The sequence below is a fragment of the Curtobacterium sp. PhB136 genome (assembly GCF_004346855.1).
Lineage (GTDB): Bacteria > Actinomycetota > Actinomycetes > Actinomycetales > Microbacteriaceae > Curtobacterium.
Map to the genome: position 1 here is coordinate 811259 of NZ_SMGH01000004.1, position 19123 is coordinate 830381.

Annotated in this window: 18 protein-coding genes; 12 read left to right on the top strand and 6 right to left on the bottom strand. The window is 68.3% G+C overall.

The window, feature by feature from the left end; translation table 11 throughout:
• Positions 1–3 precede the first annotated feature (3 nt).
• The 6 genes from yidC to EDF27_RS03910 all read left to right on the top strand — a co-directional run bounded on the left by yidC (position 4) and on the right by EDF27_RS03910 (position 4730).
• Positions 4–972, top strand: a complete 969-nt coding sequence (yidC, locus tag EDF27_RS03885; protein ID WP_123655019.1) for a membrane protein insertase YidC — start codon at positions 4–6, stop codon at positions 970–972.
• Positions 973–1473 carry a R3H domain-containing nucleic acid-binding protein gene (locus EDF27_RS03890; RefSeq protein ID WP_123655018.1) on the top strand — a complete coding sequence of 167 codons (501 nt, stop codon included), beginning with the start codon at positions 973–975 and terminating at the stop codon, positions 1471–1473.
• The gene (gene rsmG / locus EDF27_RS03895; protein ID WP_132047387.1) at positions 1470–2147 is read left to right on the top strand and encodes a 16S rRNA (guanine(527)-N(7))-methyltransferase RsmG; all 678 of its coding nucleotides are present in this window, start codon (positions 1470–1472) and stop codon (positions 2145–2147) included. The genes EDF27_RS03890 and rsmG overlap by 4 nt, the downstream gene beginning before the upstream one ends.
• Before the next feature lie 85 nt (positions 2148–2232).
• Positions 2233–3126, top strand: a complete 894-nt coding sequence (locus tag EDF27_RS03900; RefSeq protein WP_279433176.1) for a ParA family protein — start codon at positions 2233–2235, stop codon at positions 3124–3126.
• Positions 3126–4106 (top strand): ParB/RepB/Spo0J family partition protein, encoded by a 981-nt coding sequence (locus EDF27_RS03905; RefSeq protein WP_132047389.1) that lies wholly within the window; start codon positions 3126–3128, stop codon positions 4104–4106. Before EDF27_RS03900 ends, EDF27_RS03905 begins: the two co-directional genes overlap by 1 nt.
• A gap of 42 nt (positions 4107–4148) precedes the next feature.
• Positions 4149–4730 carry a dihydrofolate reductase family protein gene (locus EDF27_RS03910; RefSeq protein WP_132047391.1) on the top strand — a complete coding sequence of 194 codons (582 nt, stop codon included), beginning with the start codon at positions 4149–4151 and terminating at the stop codon, positions 4728–4730.
• Between the two features lie 198 nt (positions 4731–4928).
• Here EDF27_RS03910 and EDF27_RS03915 read toward each other — a convergent pair whose 3' ends face one another.
• The 6 genes from EDF27_RS03915 to EDF27_RS20010 form a co-directional block, all read right to left on the bottom strand.
• Positions 4929–5483: a YdcF family protein gene (locus EDF27_RS03915; RefSeq protein ID WP_243698189.1), complete on the bottom strand. Its 555-nt coding sequence runs from the start codon at positions 5481–5483 to the stop codon at positions 4929–4931.
• 64 nt (positions 5484–5547) lie between these two features.
• Positions 5548–6510 (bottom strand): D-alanine--D-alanine ligase, encoded by a 963-nt coding sequence (locus EDF27_RS03920; RefSeq protein ID WP_123701000.1) that lies wholly within the window; start codon positions 6508–6510, stop codon positions 5548–5550.
• A 45-nt stretch (positions 6511–6555) separates the two neighbouring features.
• Positions 6556–7860 (bottom strand): PLP-dependent aminotransferase family protein, encoded by a 1305-nt coding sequence (locus tag EDF27_RS03925; protein WP_123655011.1) that lies wholly within the window; start codon positions 7858–7860, stop codon positions 6556–6558.
• Positions 7861–8029: 169 nt separating this feature from the next.
• Positions 8030–8356 (bottom strand): thioredoxin, encoded by a 327-nt coding sequence (gene trxA, locus EDF27_RS03930; protein ID WP_017887828.1) that lies wholly within the window; start codon positions 8354–8356, stop codon positions 8030–8032.
• A gap of 59 nt (positions 8357–8415) precedes the next feature.
• The gene (gene trxB, locus EDF27_RS03935) at positions 8416–9402 is read right to left on the bottom strand and encodes a thioredoxin-disulfide reductase (RefSeq protein WP_123700999.1); all 987 of its coding nucleotides are present in this window, start codon (positions 9400–9402) and stop codon (positions 8416–8418) included.
• 93 nt (positions 9403–9495) lie between these two features.
• Positions 9496–13494: a DUF6049 family protein gene (locus tag EDF27_RS20010; RefSeq protein ID WP_221181334.1), complete on the bottom strand. Its 3999-nt coding sequence runs from the start codon at positions 13492–13494 to the stop codon at positions 9496–9498.
• Positions 13495–13616: 122 nt separating this feature from the next.
• Here EDF27_RS20010 and EDF27_RS03945 point away from each other — a divergent pair, with 122 nt between their 5' ends.
• The 6 genes from EDF27_RS03945 to dnaB all read left to right on the top strand — a co-directional run bounded on the left by EDF27_RS03945 (position 13617) and on the right by dnaB (position 19006).
• Complete coding sequence (locus EDF27_RS03945; protein ID WP_123701423.1) at positions 13617–15047, top strand: CCA tRNA nucleotidyltransferase; 1431 nt, start codon at positions 13617–13619, stop codon at positions 15045–15047.
• Between the two features lie 191 nt (positions 15048–15238).
• The gene (gene rpsF, locus EDF27_RS03950; protein WP_123655009.1) at positions 15239–15631 is read left to right on the top strand and encodes a 30S ribosomal protein S6; all 393 of its coding nucleotides are present in this window, start codon (positions 15239–15241) and stop codon (positions 15629–15631) included.
• A 3-nt stretch (positions 15632–15634) separates the two neighbouring features.
• Entirely contained in the window at positions 15635–16204 is a 570-nt protein-coding gene (locus tag EDF27_RS03955; RefSeq protein ID WP_123655008.1) for a single-stranded DNA-binding protein, read from the top strand.
• A 48-nt stretch (positions 16205–16252) separates the two neighbouring features.
• The gene (rpsR, locus tag EDF27_RS03960; RefSeq protein WP_071278496.1) at positions 16253–16510 is read left to right on the top strand and encodes a 30S ribosomal protein S18; all 258 of its coding nucleotides are present in this window, start codon (positions 16253–16255) and stop codon (positions 16508–16510) included.
• A gap of 14 nt (positions 16511–16524) precedes the next feature.
• Positions 16525–16977 carry a 50S ribosomal protein L9 gene (gene rplI, locus EDF27_RS03965; RefSeq protein ID WP_123655007.1) on the top strand — a complete coding sequence of 151 codons (453 nt, stop codon included), beginning with the start codon at positions 16525–16527 and terminating at the stop codon, positions 16975–16977.
• A gap of 661 nt (positions 16978–17638) precedes the next feature.
• Positions 17639–19006 (top strand): replicative DNA helicase, encoded by a 1368-nt coding sequence (gene dnaB, locus EDF27_RS03970; protein WP_123655006.1) that lies wholly within the window; start codon positions 17639–17641, stop codon positions 19004–19006.
• Positions 19007–19123: the final 117 nt, after the last annotated feature.

Genomic DNA, 19123 nt, shown 5'->3' on the forward strand with positions numbered 1-19123 from the left:
CTCATGGACCTCATCGGAACGATCCTCTGGCCCCTCAAGTGGGTGGTCTCGGCCATCCTCGTCGGCTTCCACTGGATCTTCGAGAGCATCGGGATGGACCCCTCCGCGGGCATCACCTGGGTGCTGTCGATCATCTTCCTGACGTTCGTCGTCCGCGCGGCGCTCATCCCGATCTTCGTGCGGCAGATCAAGTCGCAGCGACGCATGCTCGAGGTGGCGCCGCAGCTGAAGAAGATCCAGGACAAGTACAAGGGCAAGAAGGACCAGTTCTCGCGAGAGGCGATGTCCCGCGAGACCATGGCGCTCTACAAGGAGACCGGCACCAACCCGCTGAGCTCCTGCCTGCCGCTGCTGCTGCAGATGCCGATCTTCTTCTCGCTGTACTCGGTGCTGCACGAAGCGCAGATCAACAAGGTGGGCATCGGCCTGCTGACCAACGACCTCGCGAAGTCCTTCGGCGATGCGGCCCTGTTCGGTGCCCCGCTGCACGAGACCTTCACGAACGCCTCCGGCTGGGAAGTCCGCGCGATCGCCGGCTTCATGATCGTCGTGATGACGGCGTCGCAGTTCATCACGCAGCTGCAGCTCGTCGCGAAGAACATGTCGCCGGAGACCAAGGCCTCCCCGATGTACCGCCAGCAGAAGATGATGCTGTACGTGCTCCCTTTGATCTTCGTGATCTCGGGTCTCTCGTTCCCCCTCGGCGTCATGTTCTACTGGCTCGCGTCGAACCTCTGGACGATGGCGCAGCAGTACTTCGTCATCCGCAGCATGCCGACGCCCGGCTCCGAGGCGGCACTCGCCCGCGAAGCCCGTCTGGCGAAGAAGGCCCAGCGTCGCGGCGTCCCCGCGGGGGTCCTGGCCGAGGCCGGCGCCGGCGCCGGTGCGGCGGAGATCGAAGCCGTGCGTGTCACGACCCAGCGTTCGCAGCCGGTCGGCAAGCAGCGCTCGAAGAAGAACGGGAAGAAGTAAGTGACCGAGCAGGACACCGCCGCAGCCGTGGAGACCACCGACACCGAGGTCGAGGACGCCCGCGACGAGGCTGACATCGCCGCGGACTACATCGAGGAACTCCTCGACATCTGCGACCTCGACGGCGACATCGAGATCGAGGAGCGCGCGGGCCGCGTGTACCTCTCGGTGACCGACGAGGGCAACGCACTGCGGGTGCTCGCGAAGCCGGACACGGTCTCGGCGCTCCAGGAACTGACGCGTATCGCCGTCCAGGCCGAGACCGGCGAGTTCAGCCGGCTCATCCTGGACGTCGGCGGTTCGCGGGACGCCCGGGCGTCCGAGCTGCAGCGGCTCGTGGACACCGCCGTCGAGCGGATCGAGGCCGGCTCCCCCACGGCGTCCCTGCCTCCGATGTCGTCCTACGAGCGCAAGCTGGTGCACGACCTGGTCGCCGAGAAGGGCTTCCGTTCGGAGTCCGAGGGCGAGGGTCGCGACCGTCACACGGTCATCACCCGATGACGGACGCTCCTCTCGACGCGGGTGCCGCGTCAGAGCCGTCCGAGGCGCCGGTGCTCGAAGCGGAGCCGGCTGCCGCTGCGACGCTCTTCGGCGACCGGCTCGAGGTCGCGCGGTCGTTCACGAACGAGCTCGCGCGCCGCGGTGAGGAGCTGGGCCTGATCGGCCCGCTCGAACTGCCCCGCCTGTGGACGCGACATATCCTCAATTCTGCCCTGCTGGCTCCCCTCCTGGAGGCCGATGGTCACGTTGGTGACGTCGGTTCCGGAGCGGGGCTGCCTGGTCTCGTTCTGGCGATCGCCCGTCCGGACGTCACGTTCACGCTTATCGAACCGATGGAGCGACGGGTCGAGTGGCTCACGTCGGAAGCCGATCGACTCGGTCTGACGAACGTCACGGTGCTCCGTGGGCGCGCCGAGGACGTCGCCGACTCGCTGGTGCTCGACCAGGTCACGGCTCGCGCGGTGAGTGCCCTCTCGAAGCTGATCCCGATCACCGTGCCGCTCGTGCGGTCGGGTGGTCAGCTCATCCTGATGAAGGGTGCGCGCGTCGACGACGAGATGGCCGCAGCGCGCAAGGTCATCCTCCGCAAGCGCCTGTCCGACGTTGAAGTCGTCGAGCTCGGCGTCGGTGTGGTCGAGGAGACCACGCGCGTCTTCCGGGCTACAGTTGACTGACGCCGCGCGGCGCTGAGACCACTCGTGGATCGTGTGCAGCGCCCCGCGTTCCACGTGAAACATCGAACCGGGGAAGAGGCACTCGTTGAGTTCATCGACCGACTACGACGCGTCGACACCGCTCGCCCGCGAGATCGCTGACCTCAATCGGCGACGACGCGCGATCGCTTCGGAGCAGTTCCCGCTGCCGGAGAAGACCCGGATCATGACGGTGTCGAACCAGAAGGGCGGCGTCGGCAAGACCACGACGACCGTGAACCTCGCTGCGGCACTCGCACGCGGTGGTGCCCGCGTCCTGGTCATCGACCTCGACCCGCAGGGCAATGCCTCAACGGCGCTCGGCGTCAATCACCAGGCAGAGGTCGCCAGCATCTACGACGTGATCGTCGATGAAGCTCCGATCGCCGATGCGGTGCAGCAGTCCCCCGAGTCCGAGACGCTCTGGTGCGTCCCGGCAACGATCCACCTCGCCGGCGCGGAGATCGAGCTGGTCTCGCTCGTCGCTCGTGAGCAGCGCCTCCGTACCGCGCTCGATCAGTACCTCTCCTCGCTCGACGAGCCGTACCACTACGTCTTCATCGACTGCCCGCCGTCCCTGGGTCTGCTGACGATCAACGCGTTCGTCGCTGCACAGGAAGTCCTGATCCCGATCCAGTGTGAGTACTACGCGCTCGAGGGCCTCAGCCAGCTCCTGCGCAACATCGAACTCATCGAGCGGCACCTGAACCCGAACCTGCGGGTCTCGACGATCCTCCTGACCATGTACGACGGACGGACCAACCTGGCGAACCAGGTGGCAGCGGATGTCCGAGAGCACTTCGGTGACCAGGTCCTGAAGGCCATGATCCCCCGCTCGGTACGGGTGAGTGAGGCGCCGAGCTACGGGCAGAGCGTCGTGGCGTACGACGTCAACTCCACCGGATCGCTTTCCTACCTGGAAGCGGCCGCCGAGATCGCAGCACGAGGAGCACAGCACTGATGGCACCCAAGCGGACCGGACTCGGCCGGGGCATCGGCGCCCTCATCCCCACGGCATCCGACCAGCAGGACCGTCCCGTCGACGTGTTCTTCCCCACCGGAGGGACCCCGGCGTCGGCACCGATGGCAGATGGTGCCACCGTTGAGGAGCTCGTCGCTGTTCCCGGAGCTCGTCTCGCGAACCTGAACCCGCTCGACATCGTCCCGAACGCGCAGCAGCCCCGCAAGGAATTCCGCGAAGAAGAGTTGCAGGAGCTGGTGCACTCGATCCGCGAGATCGGTCTCCTGCAGCCCATCGTGGTTCGTCCCATCGAAGGAGCCTCCGGTGCTGAGCCGCAGTATGAGCTCATCATGGGCGAGCGCCGTCTCCGGGCGACGAAGGAACTGGGGCTGGCGACGATCCCGGCGATCGTCAAGGAAACCCCCGATGACGCCATGCTCCGGGACGCGCTCCTGGAGAACCTGCATCGCGCGCAGCTCAACCCGCTCGAGGAAGCGTCGGCGTACCAGCAGTTGCTCGCCGACTTCGGCATCACCCAGGAGCAGCTCGGTCAGCGCATCGGCCGGTCGCGTCCTCAGATCACGAACACGATCCGACTGCTGCGGCTGCCCTCCCCCGTGCAGCGCCGAGTCGCAGCTGGCGTGCTGTCCGCCGGGCACGCTCGCGCGATCCTCGCCGCACCCGACGCTGAGGCGATGGAGTACCTCGCAGAGAAGATCGTCAACGAGGACCTCTCCGTCCGCCAGGCAGAAGCCGCCGCACAGCAGCTCGCGCAGGGATCACCGAAGAAGGCGCCGGCGCAGCCGACGAAGCGCGACGCGCACTTCGCCGACGTCGCCGAGCGGCTCGGCGATCGGTTGAACACTCGAGTACGGATCGCTGTGGGCGCGCGGAAGGGCCGTGTGACGATCGACTTCGCCAATGCGGCCGATCTCAACCGCATCCTCGGTGAGCTGGGCGCGGAGGACGTGAACGGCTGAACCGGCGTACGTTCCACGTGGAACATCCACGAGGAGCGCGCCATGGGCATCGTCGTCATCAACCACGTCAGTCTCGACGGGGTCATGCAGTCGCCGGGAAGGGCCGACGAGGACACCCGAGACGGCTTCGCACTCGGCGGTTGGGCTGACCTGGGCGATACCGGGCCGGACGGGGCTCTGGGCGCAGCCATGGGGCAGGCCATGGGGCCGTCGTTCTCGTGGCTGTTCGGCCGCCGGACCTACGAGGACGTGGTGGGGCACTGGAACGCCGTCGGTGGGCCGTTCAAGGACGGGTTCAACACCGTCGAGAAACTCGTCGTCTCGCGGGACCCGACCGCCCAGCTCCCCTGGCCGAAGTCGCGGCTGGTCTCCGGCGACGTCCCCGCGCAACTCCGTCGGCTCAAGGACGTCGAGCCGGGGAACCTCGTCGTCATGGGCAGCGGAGTGTTGGTTCGGTCACTCCTGCCGCTGGGACTCATCGACACGATCGTCCTCATCCAGCACCCGGTGATCCTGGGATCCGGTCGGCAGCTGTTCGGGCCGGGTCAGCAGACCGCGTTCGACCTTCGTGACGTCGTCCGGACGTCGGCTGGGCTCGTCGTTTCGACCTACGACCGATGCTGATGTTCGTCTTTGCCCGGCCCGTGGCGATGAATCGCCCTCAGCCGTTGCGCAGGGGCCTTGTGCGGCGACTGACGGCGTGAACGTGCCGTCCTCGGGTTCGCGTGAGGGGAGCGGTCTCTACGCCCCGTAGGGAGGCTCTGACGGACTCGTGCAGTGCTGGTTCCACGTGGAACATCGTCTCGGTTGACGTTGGCACGATCAGCGCAGGTGCCGGAGCTTTCGAAGACCGACCACGGCGAACAACGGCTTCAAGAGGATCATCTCGCCGAAGCGGTACTCGTCGCCGATCACCAGTCGGTCCGCGAGATCAGGACGCTGGCGGCGCAGGTACTCGCGGGCCTTCTCCGCGTGGAGGCTGTTCGACGCGAACACGATCCACTCCGCAGACTCGATCATCGGGATGATGTTCCGGACGTTGTCCCACGTGGAACGACTCTCCGTCTCCTGGAGCAAGGACCCCGTCCAGCCGAGCTCGTCGCGGAGGTACTGCGCGAGTACCGAGGCTTCGGGTGCCTCGCCCCGCACGGGGCCTCCGCTGGTGATGATCGTCACGGCGTCACTGGTCCCCGCGCTCCGGACGGCCATCCGCGCGCGCCATCGGTTGACGACGTTCGCCCGCATGCCGCGGTTCGCGAAGCCGAGGACCACGACCGCACCGGGGCCTGAGCGGACGCGCGGCGTCGGGCCGAGCCGCCGGGTACGAGCTCGCGCGTGCACGTGCTCCGCCCAGAGCAGGACGGAGCCGGTTCCCACAACGACCGCGGCGATTGCGCGCCGTGTTCCACGTGGAACACGGCGGCGGCGGGTCATGCGGAGATCAGGCGTGGTCGTCGCGGATGGCCTGCTCGGCGAGCTCGGCGTAGGTCCATCCGAGGTCGAATCCGGATGCCGACAGCGCCTGCGGGACGAGGGAGGTCTCGGTGAGGCCCGGAAGGACGTTCGCCTCGAGGAACCACGGAGTCCCGGCCCCGTCGATGATGAGGTCCACGCGGGAGATGTGGCGGAGTCCGAGCGCCTCGTGCGCTGCCACGGCCGCCGCAGCAGCCGCGGCCGCGTGCTCCTCCGACAGACGGGCGGGTGTGTAGAAGGTCGTCTCCCCCGCGTTGTAGCGCGCTTCGAAGCCGTAGAACCCGTTCCGCGGCACGATCTCGACCGGAGCGAGCGCGACCGGGCCGTCGCCGGTGTCGATGATCCCGACCGCGACCTCCGTCCCGCGGATGAGCTGCTCCACCACGACGTCGTCGCAGTACGTGTACGCGGTGACCATCGCCCGGGGCAGGTCGTTCGTGTCCTCGACGAGGGTCACGCCCTGCGCGCTGCCGCCCCGCGCCGGCTTCACGGCGAGTGGGACCGGGTGTTCGGCGGCGATGCTGTCGAGGACACCGACGGCCCCGAGCTCGCGGAAGACGTCGTGCGAGAGGGTCACCGAGCGAGGGGTGTGCACCCCGGTCCTGGCGACCAATGCGGATGCCGTCGGCTTGTCCCATGCCAGCCGGGCCGACGTGGAACGCGAGCCGACGAACGGGATGTCGACGGCCTCCAGGATGCCGCGGAGCGCACCGTCCTCACCGGAGGCGCCGTGCAGGGCGGGCCACACGACGTCCGGACGGGATTCACGCAGCGCCGGCAGCAGGGTCGCGTCGGCGTCCCGGAGGTCGACCTGCCAGCCGTAGCCGGTCAGCGAGTCGGCGACCCGACGCCCTGATCGCAGGGAGACATCGCGCTCGTGCGAGATGCCGCCCGCGACGACGACCACGTGACGACGGGTGAGCTCGGCCATGCGTGGGGACCTCCGGTACTGCGGTGGAACGAGGAAAAGTGCTGATCAGGAGATGTTCGGCGGCGGTCCGCTGACCGAGGAGGTCTGGCGGACCACCGAGTTCGGCCGGGTGCTCGGGCCGAACGTCTCGATGAGCTCGAGTTCGTCGTTGACGACGTTCGCGAGGCGCTTGACGCCGACACGGATCTGCTCGGGTGTCGGGTAACAGAACGAGAGGCGGATGTGCTGGGCGCCCCGACCGTCCGCGTAGAAGGCGGTCCCCGGGGTGTACGCGACGAGTTCCTTCACGGCGCGCGGGAGCATGCCCTTCGAGTCGAGGGACTCCGGCAGGGTCAGCCAGACGAAGAAGCCGCCGTTCGGCCGCGTCCAGGTCAGGTCGGGCAGGAACTCCCCCAGCGCCTGGAACATCGCGTCACGGCGCTCGGCGTAGATGCCGCGGAACGTGTCGATCTGCCCACGCCAGTCCGCCGCGTCGAGGTAGGCGTTGACGACGTACTGACCGAACGAGTTCGGCGCGAGGACGGCCGACTCGTTCGCGAGCACGAGCTTCTCGCGGATGGCGTGCGGCGCGAGCGCCCAGCCGACCCGGAAGCCCGGCGCCAGGGTCTTCGAGAAGGAGCCGAGGTACACGACACCCTCGTCGTCGATGGACCGGATGGCCTGGGGGGCCGGCTCGTCGAACCAGAGCAGCCCGTACGGGTTGTCCTCGAGCACCAGGATGTTGTTCGAGCGGCAGATGTCGAGCACCTCGATGCGGCGCTCGCGGCTCATCGTGACGCCCGCGGGGTTGTGGAAGTTCGGGATCGTGTAGAGGAACTTCATCCGCTTGCCAGCAGCGCGTAGGTTCGCGATCGTCTCGCGCAGCGCCTCGGGCACCAGACCGTGCTCGTCGGTCGTCACGTGGACGGTCTCGGCCTGGTACGACCGGAACACGCCGATGGCGCCGACGTAGGACGGGGACTCGGCCAGGACGACGTCGCCCGGGTCGATGAACAGCCGCGTGACGAGGTCGAGCGCGTGCTGCGAGCCCGTGGTCACCACGACGTCCTCGGCGCTGGCACGGATGCCCTCGAGGGACATCACGTCGACGATGTGCTCGCGCAGGGCCCGCAGACCCTGTCCCCCGCCGTACTGCAGGGCCATCGCGGCGTCCTCCGCCATCACACGGTCCAGGGAGCCCGTGACGAGCTCACGCGGGAGCGCAGAGACGAACGGCATGCCGCCGGCGAGCGAGACCACCTCGGGCCGCGACGCGACGGCGAACAGCGCTCGTACCTCGGAGGCGCTCAGCCCGGCGGTGCGCTGGGCGTAGGAGTCGTACCAGGGGTCGAGACTGTTGCCGTTGGTCATCGAGGGCTCCGTTCACTCGGCATTCCAGCCACAGTACGACATCCGTCCCGGAAACCCGGGCACGGTGACGAGGGCCGATCCGGAACCGGTGGCCCCGTCCCCGGACGGACGAACGCCCCGCCCTCCGATGGAATGGAGGACGGGGCGTTCGAGTCGGTGCAGCGGGTGCCTACGCGAGGAACTCCGCGAGGTCGGCTTCGAGGGCCGGCTTCGGCTTGGCGCCGATGACGGTCTTGACGACCTCGCCGCCCTTGAAGACCTTCATCGCCGGGATCGACGTGATCTGGTAGTTCATGGCCGACTGCGGGTTGTCGTCGACGTTGAGCTTCACGATCTCGATCTTGCCGGCGTGCTCTTCGGCGATCTGGTCGAGGATCGGCGAGACGGCGCGACACGGGCCGCACCACTCTGCCCAGAAGTCGACGAGGATCGTCTTGTCGGACTTCAGGACCTCGTCCGAGAAGGTGGCGTCGGTGACTGCCTTGGCGTTGGACATGTGTACTCCTTCGAGAAGTCGTTCGGTGGGTGGAACGGCGACGGGCGCCGGACCATTCCCTACGCGGAGATGGTGACGGGCTCGGCCGGGGTCTCGCCCTCGGCAGCGCTGGTCAGGGTGTCGTCGAGGTCGGCGAGGAACTTCTCGGCGTCGAGTGCGGCGACCGCTCCCGAGCCGGCAGCGGTGATCGCCTGACGGTAGGTGTGGTCGAGCACGTCACCGGCGACGAACACACCGGGGACGCCGACGGCCTTCGAGGTACGGCCCTCGACGGCGATGGTGCCTTCCGGAGCGAGCTGGAGCTGCTTGTGGACCAGGTGCACGCGCGGGTCGTTGCCGATCGCGATGAACAGGCCGTCGAGCGCGAGCTCCGAGGTCTCGCCGGTGACGGTGTCCTTGAGCGTGACGCCCTCGACCGCGGAGGCGCCGGTGATCCCGACCACTTCCTTGTTCCAGGCGAACTCGATCTTCGGGTCGTTGATCGCGCGGTCCTGCATGATCTTCGACGCACGGAGGGTGTCCTTGCGGTGGATGACCGTGACCTTGTCCGCGAAGCGGGTGAGGAACGTGGCTTCTTCCATCGCGGAGTCGCCACCGCCGACGACGGCGATGTTCTTCTGGCGGAAGAAGAAGCCGTCGCAGGTCGCGCACCAGGACACACCGTGGCCGGACAGGCGCTCTTCGTCGGCGAGGCCGAGCTGGCGGTAGGCCGAGCCGGTGGCGTAGATGACCGCGAGGGCCTCGTACGTCTCGCCGGAGCCGACCGTGACCTTCTTGACGTCGCCGGTGAGCTCCACGGAGACCGCGTCGTCGTACAGGACTTCAGCACCGAACTTCTCGGCCTGCTCCTGCATCTTGATCATGAGGTCGGGGCCCTGGATGCCCTCCGGGAAGCCCGGGAAGTTCTCGACCTCGGTCGTCTTCGTGAGTTCGCCGCCCGTCTCGACGCTGGACGCGACGATGAGCGGCTTGAGCTGGGCCCGCGCGGCGTAGATGCCGGCGGTGAACCCGGCCGGGCCGGAACCGATGATGATGAGCTGGCGCATGCCTTCAGTGCCCTTCCGTTGCTTCTGACCGGGTCAACACATGCTACCGGCGTGCCATTCCGCAGCACCCGGGAACGTGCGGTGACGTGCGAGTCAGCGGCCGAGGCGCGCCTTGAGCATGTCGACGGCGCCGCGGATCTCGCCGTTCTTCGCGACGACGAGGGCCCCGAAGTAGACGAGCACCATCGCCACGCCGGACAGCACGACCGTGATGAGGGCACCGGTGAAGTCGGACATCGCGAAGCCGTCCGCCGAGAAGGCGCCGAAGAAGTTCGCCACGAGGAGCCCGACGACCCCGGCGATGAGTGCCGCGATGATGAACTGCACGTGCGACCGGGTCACGTTCGGGCCGTCGATGCCGTGCAGCCGGCGCTTGACGATCACGAGCGCGACGATCGTCTGCGCCGAGCCGGCCAGGGTGGTGCACGCGGCGACCGCGACGCCGATCGAGTGGCTCGGGAGCGTCGTCACGGCCAGGGCACCGATGATGAACAGGCCCGACTGCACGAGCTGCATCAGGAACGGCGTGCGGTGGTCGTGCATCGCCCAGAAGACGCGCTGGATGATGAAGAGCATGCTGAACAGCACCAGGCCGGGCATGTAGGCGAGCAGCACGGCCCCGATCGAGAGCGCGCCGTCGAACGTGTTGGCGAACATGCGGCCGAAGGGCACGGACACGACCATCAGTGCGATCGAGGCGAAGACCGTGAACAGGCCGACGATGCGCAGGGACAGTGAGAGGTTCCGTCGGACAGCGTCCAGGTCGCCGCGTTCGGCGTCGTGGCTCATGCGGGTGAAGTACGCCGTCGCGATCGACACCGTGATGATCGAGTGCGGCAGCATGAAGAGGAGCCAGGCGTTCTGCAGCACCGCGTTGCCGGCGTTGCCACTGCCGAGGGACGCGACACGCGACTGCACGATGCCCGCCAGCTGGGTGACGAGGATCATCGCGAAGAGCCACCCCGCGGCCGTCCCGGTCGACTTCAGGCCGACGCCGCGCCACCGGAAGTCGGGACGGAACGTCAGCCCTGCGCGGCGCCAGAAGAACGGCAGGAAGGCGGCCTGGGCGAGCACGCCCACCGACGCGCTGCCGGCGAGGACCGCGATCTTCACCGGGGTCCAGTCGTCTGCGGCCGAGTTCACGGTGCGGTCGCCGAACAGGGCGATGAAGACCACGAGTCCGGCGATGCTGATCACGTTGTTGATGAGCGGCGCCCAGGTGAAGGGACCGAACACCTGCCGTGCGTTGAGGACCTCGCCGAGCAGCGAGTACATCGCGTAGAAGAGGATCTGCGGGAGGCACCAGAACGCGAAGAGCACCGCGAGGTCGAAGGCCTCCGGCGAGAGCCCCTTGCCCGTCGTCGACTGTGAGCTGTAGATGCGCACGAGCAACGGCGCGAAGCACGTCGCGATGATCGTGATGACGACGAAGAGCGAGCCGCCGAGCGTCACGATCTTGTTGACGTACGCCGTCCCGCCGTCGGTGTGCTGCTTCATCGACCGGACGATCTGCGGGATGAGCACGGCCGACAGGAGCCCGCCGGCGATGAGCGCGTAGATGTTGTTCGGGAGCTGGTTCGAGATGGCGAAGGCGTCGGCGGACGGGCTCTGGTACTGGCCGATCGCGAACGCCAGGACGAAGGTCTTCGCGAACCCGAGCACGCGGGAGAGCATGGTCCCGGCGGCGAGCATCGCGCTCGCTCGCCCGAGGCTCCGTTCGACGACCGGCTCGGCGTCGACGTCGGGTTCGGGCTGTGTGGTGCTGATGGTGGGCTCCTGGGCGGCGGCGAGCGAGGTACCGGACCCGGCCACGGCGAGAGCGGTGGCGGACCCGGGGAGGTGATCCGGGCCTCCCGGCGGGGTCTCCTCCGCAGCAGGCGTCTCCACGTAGAGGCGGTTCGGGTCCTCGTCCTCTTCCTCCGGCTCGCCGTTCCGGCGGCGCCGGATGCGGCGGCGGACGTTGCGGAAGATGCCGAGACCGAAGATCGCGATGACGGCGATCGCTGCAGCGGCGGTGATGAAGGTCTCCCACTGCGCCTGCACGTTGATCTCGACGGTGGCGGGGTCCGCGATCCGGACACCCGTCGCGCTGGTGAGCGACATCGTCAGCTCGACCTTGCCGTTCGCGACGGACTGCACGGGGAAGGTCACGCGGCTGGAGGAGTCGGCCTGGACCGTCACCTTCACGGCGTTCTTCTCGATGCGGAGGAACGAGTTCGACGGCTGCACGGTCAGGAACACCGTGACCGGGTATTCCGAGCGGTTCCGGATCGAGATCGGCAGGGACGACCGGTCGCCGAGCAGGGTGATGCTGCTGCCGTCGAGGATGCCGACGCTCGAGACGGTCTTCGCGGACTTGGCCACCAGGGCGTCGACCGCATGGACGAAGCCGTCGTCGTCGTCACGCCACGCGTTCGAGGACGCGGCGAGGGTCGTCAGGCGGGCCGGTGCGGTGAGGTCGGCGGGGTTCTCGATCGCGGAGGCGAAGTCGGTGAGGTTGCGCTCGGACTGCACGAGGCGACGGAGCTGGTCGAGCCGCGCCTTGCTGTCCGAGGAGCTGCTCAGCGTGAGGGACCCCGGGGTGACCGCGGCCGCGGTGGAGAGGTCGGACGGGGAGACCCACGCGGTGCTCTCCAGCGCGTCGAGCGCCTGGCTGAGCCGCGCCGAGTCCGTCGGCCAGTCACGGCCGAGGGTGAGGAGGACCGGACCGGTCGTCCCGCCCTGCCGGGACGCCGTGGCGAGGGTCGCGGTGAGCTCGCTCATCGCGCCGGACCAGGCACGCTGCGTGGACGCCGCCGCCGCGTCGCGGAGCAGGGTCGACATGCCCTGGTCGGAGACGAGGACCTGGTGGTCGTCGATCTTCTCCGACGCGGTGACCGTCGTGGCGGCACCGGCGGAGGTGTTGCCGCTGGAGACGATCGTGGACTTCGTGCCGGCAGTGGCCAGGGCGCCGAGGTCGTCGGTCGCGACGGTGCCGTCCGAAGGCCACGCGATGGACGACATCGAGTACGGGAAGTCGAGCAGCGAGGCCGTGGTGGGGAGCGTCTGGACGGTGTCGTCCGGCTCGTCCTGGGCGTCCGTCGTCGGGTTCGAGTCCGGCGTCGCCGTCGCTGCCGGGGTCGTCGCGCTCGGCGTGTTCGTCGCGGTGGGCGACGGCGTCGTCGCGCCCGGGAAGTTCTCCGTCTTGACGTACTGGTCGAGGGAGATCGGCGACAGGATGCCCGAAGCGCCCGCCTGGCGGAGACCGGTGACGTCGGCGTCGGCGTAGGAGAGCGCGAAGGTCTCGTTGCGCATCCGCTGCAGTCGGTCGAGCCAGGCGGTCGCCGAGGACGGCGCGTTTTCGCCGAGGATCCGGATGGAGGCGATGATGCGCGGGTCGATGCCGAGCGCCACGTTGTGGTCCTGGGCGGCGTCGAGCTGCTGCGTCAGGGTGCCGTCGACGGAGGTGGCGGCGGCGAGGTCCTTCGCGCCGATCACCCCGTCGGCGTTCGCGGGCATCGTGATCGGCATCGCGACGGAGACGCCGACCGGGGTCTGCTCGTAGTCCGGGTACCAGGTGATCGCCGAGCGGTCCACGGCGGAGGTGGAGCCGGCCGTGTAGTCCGCCGCGATGCGTCGGGCACCGAAGGAGGTGTACCCGCCGAGTGCCACGTTGCCCGAGACGATGGTGACGTCGTCGAGCGTGACCGATCGGTGCGCCGGGACGGCCGGGACGTCCACAGTGTCCATCGGGGCACCGAGGTAACCGGTCGTGCTGGTGTCGGCGAGCCAGTCGCTGAGGACGTCGCGGGTGCCCGCGTACTGCCGGAAGATGTCGAGCTCGGCGCTGCCGGCCGGCAGGTCCGCGTCGGTGTCGTTCGTGACTGTCAGCGTGAGGGAGAGGTCCTGGTCCGGCTGCAGGATCCCGCGGCCGGACGGCACGATCTCGATCGACGCCTTGCCTTCCTGGGACGCGGCGGGGTGCGCGAGACGGGTGGTCGCGGAGGAGGTGGTCGTGGCCTGCGCGGCGGTGACCGACGCGGGCGTGACGACGAGACCGAGGGCGACCAGGGCGGACGCGGCGGCGGCGAGCGAGGTGCGGAGAATGTGCATGCTGGAGGGTCCGTGATCGGAGCAGACCTCGGACGAGTGTATGAGGCCGGACCATGAGAGACCGGCGTGACCACGGTGTCGTGGAGAACCGACGGCGTCGATCTGGGATGATCGAGACCGTCATGCAGTCCGTTGCCCAGGCCGTCGAACGTCTCGACACACTCGCCGCCACCGCGCCCGTCGCCGTCCTCGCCCGCGCCTTCGCGGATGCCGGGCACGAACTCGCGCTCGTCGGCGGTCCGGTGCGCGACGCCTTCCTCGGTCGCCCGGTGACCGACCTCGACTTCACCACCGACGCGCGTCCGGACGTGGTCCTCGGCATCGTCGAGCCGATCGCGAGTGCCACGTGGGACATCGGGCGCCAGTTCGGCACGATCGCCGCCCGGATCGAGGGCGAGCAGGTCGAGATCACCACGTACCGCAGTGACGTCTACGACGGCGAGACCCGGAAGCCCGAGGTGGCGTTCGGCGACACCATCGAGGACGACCTGCTCCGGCGCGACTTCACGGTCAACGCGATGGCACTGCGGCTGCCCGCGCGGGAACTCGTCGACGTGCACGGGGGCGTCGAGGACCTGCTGGCCGGACGGCTCCGCACGCCGCAGACCGCGACCGTCTCCTTCCGCGACGACCCCCTGCGCATGATGCGGGCCGCGCGGTTCACGGCGCAGCTCGGGTTTACGGTCGCCGACGACGTCCGGGCCGCGATGACGGAGCTCGCCGACTCGATCGAGATCGTCTCCGCCGAACGCGTCCGTGACGAGCTCGTCAAGCTCCTCAACACGGACGACCCCGTGCCCGGGCTCCGTCTCCTCGTCGACACCGGGCTCGCCGAGCGGTTCCTGCCCGAGCTCCCCGCGATGTGCCTCGAGATCGACGAGCACCACCACCACAAGGACGTCTACGAGCACTCGCTCACCGTGCTGACCCAGGCGATCGGGTACGAGCACGAGCGGCACGCCGGCGAGGCCCCGGACACGGTGCTGCGGCTCGCGGCGCTCCTGCACGACATCGGGAAGCCGGCGACGCGGAAGCTCGAGCCCGGCGGTGCGGTGAGCTTCCACCACCACGACCTGGTCGGGTCCAAGCTCGCGAAGAAGCGGCTTCGTGCGCTGCGCTTCGACAACGACACCATCGCCGCGGTCGCCCGCCTGATCGAGCTGCACCTCCGCTTCTTCGGGTACACCGACGGCGCCTGGACCGACTCGGCCGTCCGCCGCTACGTCCGGGATGCCGGTCCCCAGCTCGAGCGCCTGCACGAGCTGACCCGCTCCGACGTCACGACGCGGAACCGGCGGAAGGCCGACCGGCTCGCGTTCGCGTACGACGACCTGGAGGACCGGATCGACGTCCTCTCCAAGCAGGAGGAACTGGACTCGATCCGCCCGGACCTGACGGGTGACGACATCATGCGGATCCTCGACATCCCGCCGGGGCGTGCGGTCGGTGAGGCGTACCGCTTCCTGCTCGAGGCGCGGATGGACGAGGGGCCGCTCGGGGCGGACCTCGCCGAGGAGCGCCTGCGGGCGTGGTGGGCCGCGCGCGACGCGTGACGCCCTGACCGGGGCACTGGACCCGGCCTCCCTGCGGACGCTGGTTCTCCACAGGCCGGTGGCGTGCCTCCCGGTCGTGGGCTAAGCTTGCGGGGTTGTGCCGAACGCACCTGCGTGCCGGCACACATGCATCAACCCTCCTGTTCCGGGAACCGCCCGGAGCCGCCAAGACCAAAGGAGGTGGGTTCCGCATGCACCAGTACGAACTGATGGCGATCCTCGACCCCGAGCTCGACGAGCGCACCGTCGCTCCCAGCCTGGACAAGTTCCTCGCAGTGATCCGCAACGACGGTGGCACCGTCGACAACGTGGATGTCTGGGGTCGTCGTCGTCTCGCTTACGAGATCGCCAAGAAGAACGAAGGCCTCTACGCCGTCGTGAACTTCACGTCGTCGTCCGACGCCGCCAAGGAGCTGGACCGCCAGCTCGGTCTCTCCGAGGCCGTGCTCCGCACCAAGGTCCTCCGCGCCGAAGAGGGCATCGCGCAGGTCGCCGCCCAGAAGCAGCGCGACGAGGCCCGTGCCGCGCGCAAGGCAGCCAACGCTGCTGCTGCCCCGGCCGCCGCGACCGCGAGCGCCGAGTAACCGATGGCCGGCGAAACCGTCATCACGGTGGTGGGGAACCTCACTGCTGACCCGGAGCTGCGTTACACGCAGAACGGGCTCGCTGTGGCGAACTTCACCATCGCATCCACCCCTCGCACGTTCGACCGTCAGGCGAACGAGTGGAAGGACGGCGACGCGCTGTTCCTCCGTGCGAGCGTGTGGCGCGAGTTCGCCGAGCACGTCGCGGGGTCGCTGACGAAGGGCTCGCGCGTCATCGCGCAGGGTCGTCTCCGTCAGCGCTCGTACCAGGACCGTGAGGGCCAGCAGCGTACGAGCATCGAGCTCGAGGTCGACGAGATCGGCCCGTCGCTCCGGTACGCGACCGCGCAGGTCACCCGGGCAGCGGGTGGCGGCGGCGGTCGTGGACAGGTCGGCGGCGGTTCGGGCGGCGGCAACTTCGGTGGCAACAACGGCGGCGGCAACGCTGCTGGTGGTGGCCGTTCCGACGAGCCGTGGTCCCCGCAGGGTGGCCAGCAGCAGGGTGGTGGAGCACAGTCGAACGACGTGTGGTCGACCCCCGGTGGCACCTACGACGACGAGACCCCGTTCTGATCCGTTCGCGGTAGAACACAACTTCTTCTTCTCTAAGGAAAAAACACAATGGCTGGAAAGAGCAGCGGCGACCGCCGCAAGCCTCGCGGCAAGGGCGGCAAGAACGCCGCTCCCGCGAAGTCCATCAAGGTCGGTGTCATCGACTACAAGGACGTTGCGACCCTTCGCAAGTTCATCTCGGAGCGTGGAAAGATCCGCGCCCGTCGCATCACCGGCGTCTCCGTCCAGGAGCAGCGCCTCATCGCCCGTGCCGTGAAGAACGCCCGTGAAATGGCGCTCCTCCCCTACGCCGGCTCCGGCCGCTGATCAGGAGGATCACCATGTCGAAGCTCATCCTCACCCACGAGGTCTCCGGCCTCGGTTCCGCCGGTGACGTCGTCGACGTCAAGAACGGCTACGCCCGCAACTACCTCGTCCCCCAGGGCTTCGCTGTCGCGTGGTCCAAGGGCGGCGAGAAGCAGGTCGAGTCGATCCGCGCCGGCCGTGCCGCTCGCGAGCTCGCCACCATCGAAGAGGCACAGGACCTCAAGATGAAGCTCGAGAACGCCACCATCCAGCTGTCCGTCAAGGCCGGCAAGGACGGTCGCCTGTTCGGCTCCGTCCGTCCGGCGGACGTCGCCTCGGCCGTCGAGGCCCAGGGCGTCGGCTCGCTCGACAAGCGCAAGGTCGAGGTCCCCGCGACCATCAAGACCGTCGGTGACCACGAGGCCACCGTGCGTCTGCGCGAGGACATCACCGCAGTGATCTCGCTCAAGGTCGTCGCCGCCAAGTAAGGCTGCGTCGGTCCGACAGCGTCGGTTCCGTCGGAAGGCGGGTCTCCCCTCAGGGGGTGGCCCGCCTTTCGCTGTACCCAGGGGCTTCTGGCACGATGCGAGCTTCCGTAGACCGTGCGACGGACACCGGGCGGCACACTGTCCGGAAGCTCCCACACTGCGCCCGCGTGGGTTCCGGAGCGTGGTTGCGCGCGTGCGCTAGGTGGTTACTTCTCCCCCGTTTTCTGCCGGGAGGCTCGGGGTGCGCCGGGCTGACCGGTTACGTCCTGCACGTGGTCGGGAGTGGCTGGGAGCCAGCCGGGAACGCTGTCCCCGAAGGGTGCGTTTGTCAAGTCGTTTTACACAGTGGAAACGTCAAATCGGGAACCTTCAACTGCACCTTGAAGCCCAGTTGTCCACACACAGTGTGGAAACGAAAAGCCCCGATCAAGTGGTCGAAAGTGTGTTCGGTGGCACGGTTCTCCACATGCCTGTCCACAGTTGTCCACACGAACTTCCGGCGTGTTCCGCGATTCGTCCACAGAGTTATCCACAGGCCCGTTTGCTGGGGATAACTTGCCCCCCGTAGCTTGGCCCAGCGACTCGGGGATGTCGGTCGCTCGGGGTAGAACAGCCGTGTGGGCGAGAGCTCGTGTCCGCACGACCAACAAGAGGAGCAAGTGTGTCGATCGCGCATCTGGACCCGGCGCCGCAGGACTACGCGGAGCGCGGTGGCATGGAGCGCACCCCGCCGCACGACCTCTTGGCAGAGCAGTCGACGATCGGCGGGATGCTCCTCTCGAAGGACGCCGTCGCCGACGTCATCGAGACCGCTCGCGGCGTGGACTTCTACATCCCCAAGCACGAGGTCATCTTCGACGCGATCCTCTCGCTGTACTCCCACGGCGAGCCGACCGACGTCATCGCCGTCACCGACGAGCTGACGAAGACCGGCCTGCTGTCCCGTGCCGGTGGCGCCGAGTACCTGCACAGCGTCACGAGCATGGTCCCCACGGCCGCGAACGCCGGGTACTACGCCGCGATCGTCGCCGAGAAGGCCGTGCTCCGGCGTCTCGTGGACGCCGGGACCCGCATCGTGCAGATGGGCTACGCGTCAGAGGGTGAGGTCACAGACCTCGTCAACAGCGCCCAGGCCGAGGTCTACAACGTCGCCGGCGGTGTCCAGACCGAGGACTACGTCCCCCTGACCGAAGCCATCTCCGCCGCGATCGACGAGATCGAAGCCGCGAAGGGCCGCGACGGGCAGATGACCGGCGTGCCGACCGGGTTCGCACAGCTCGACGGCCTGACCAACGGCTTCCACCCCGGGCAGCTCATCATCGTCGCCGCCCGCCCCGCACTCGGCAAGTCCACGCTGGCGCTCGACCTCTGCCGCGCCGCAGCCGTCAAGCACAACCAAACCGCCGCCTTCTTCTCGCTCGAGATGGGGCGCGCCGAGATCGCGATGCGTCTGCTCTCCGCCGAGACCAGCGTCCCGCTGCAGAACATGCGCAAGGGCACCGTGGACTCCCGCGACTGGACGACCATCGCGCAGACCCGCGGGCGGATCAACGACGCCCCGTTCTTCATCGACGACTCCCCCAACATGACGCTCGTCGAGATCCGCGCGAAGTGCCGTCGACTCAAGCAGCAGCACAACCTCAAGCTCGTGGTCATCGACTACCTGCAGCTGATGACCTCCGGCAAGAAGGTCGAGAGCCGCCAGCAAGAGGTCTCGGAGTTCTCCCGTGCGCTGAAGCTCATGGCGAAGGAGCTCCAGGTCCCCGTCATCGCCCTGTCGCAGCTGAACCGTGGTCCCGAGCAGCGTGCGGACAAGAAGCCGATGATCTCCGACCTCCGTGAGTCGGGGTCCATCGAGCAGGACGCCGACATGGTGATCCTGCTGCACCGCGAGTCGGCGTACGAGAAGGACAACCCGCGTCAGGGTGAGGCGGACCTCATCGTGGCGAAGCACCGCAACGGGCCGACGGACACCATCACTGTCGCGTTCCACGGGATGTTCTCGCGGTTCGTCGACATGCCGCAGTAGGGGCGAACTTGTTGTCGGCCGCCAAGCAACTTGTCCAACTGCCACTCAACGTGTCTGAAATACGGGTCTGGACAGGTTATTTGGCAGCGCAGGCGGGCGACGTCGTCGGGTCGGCTA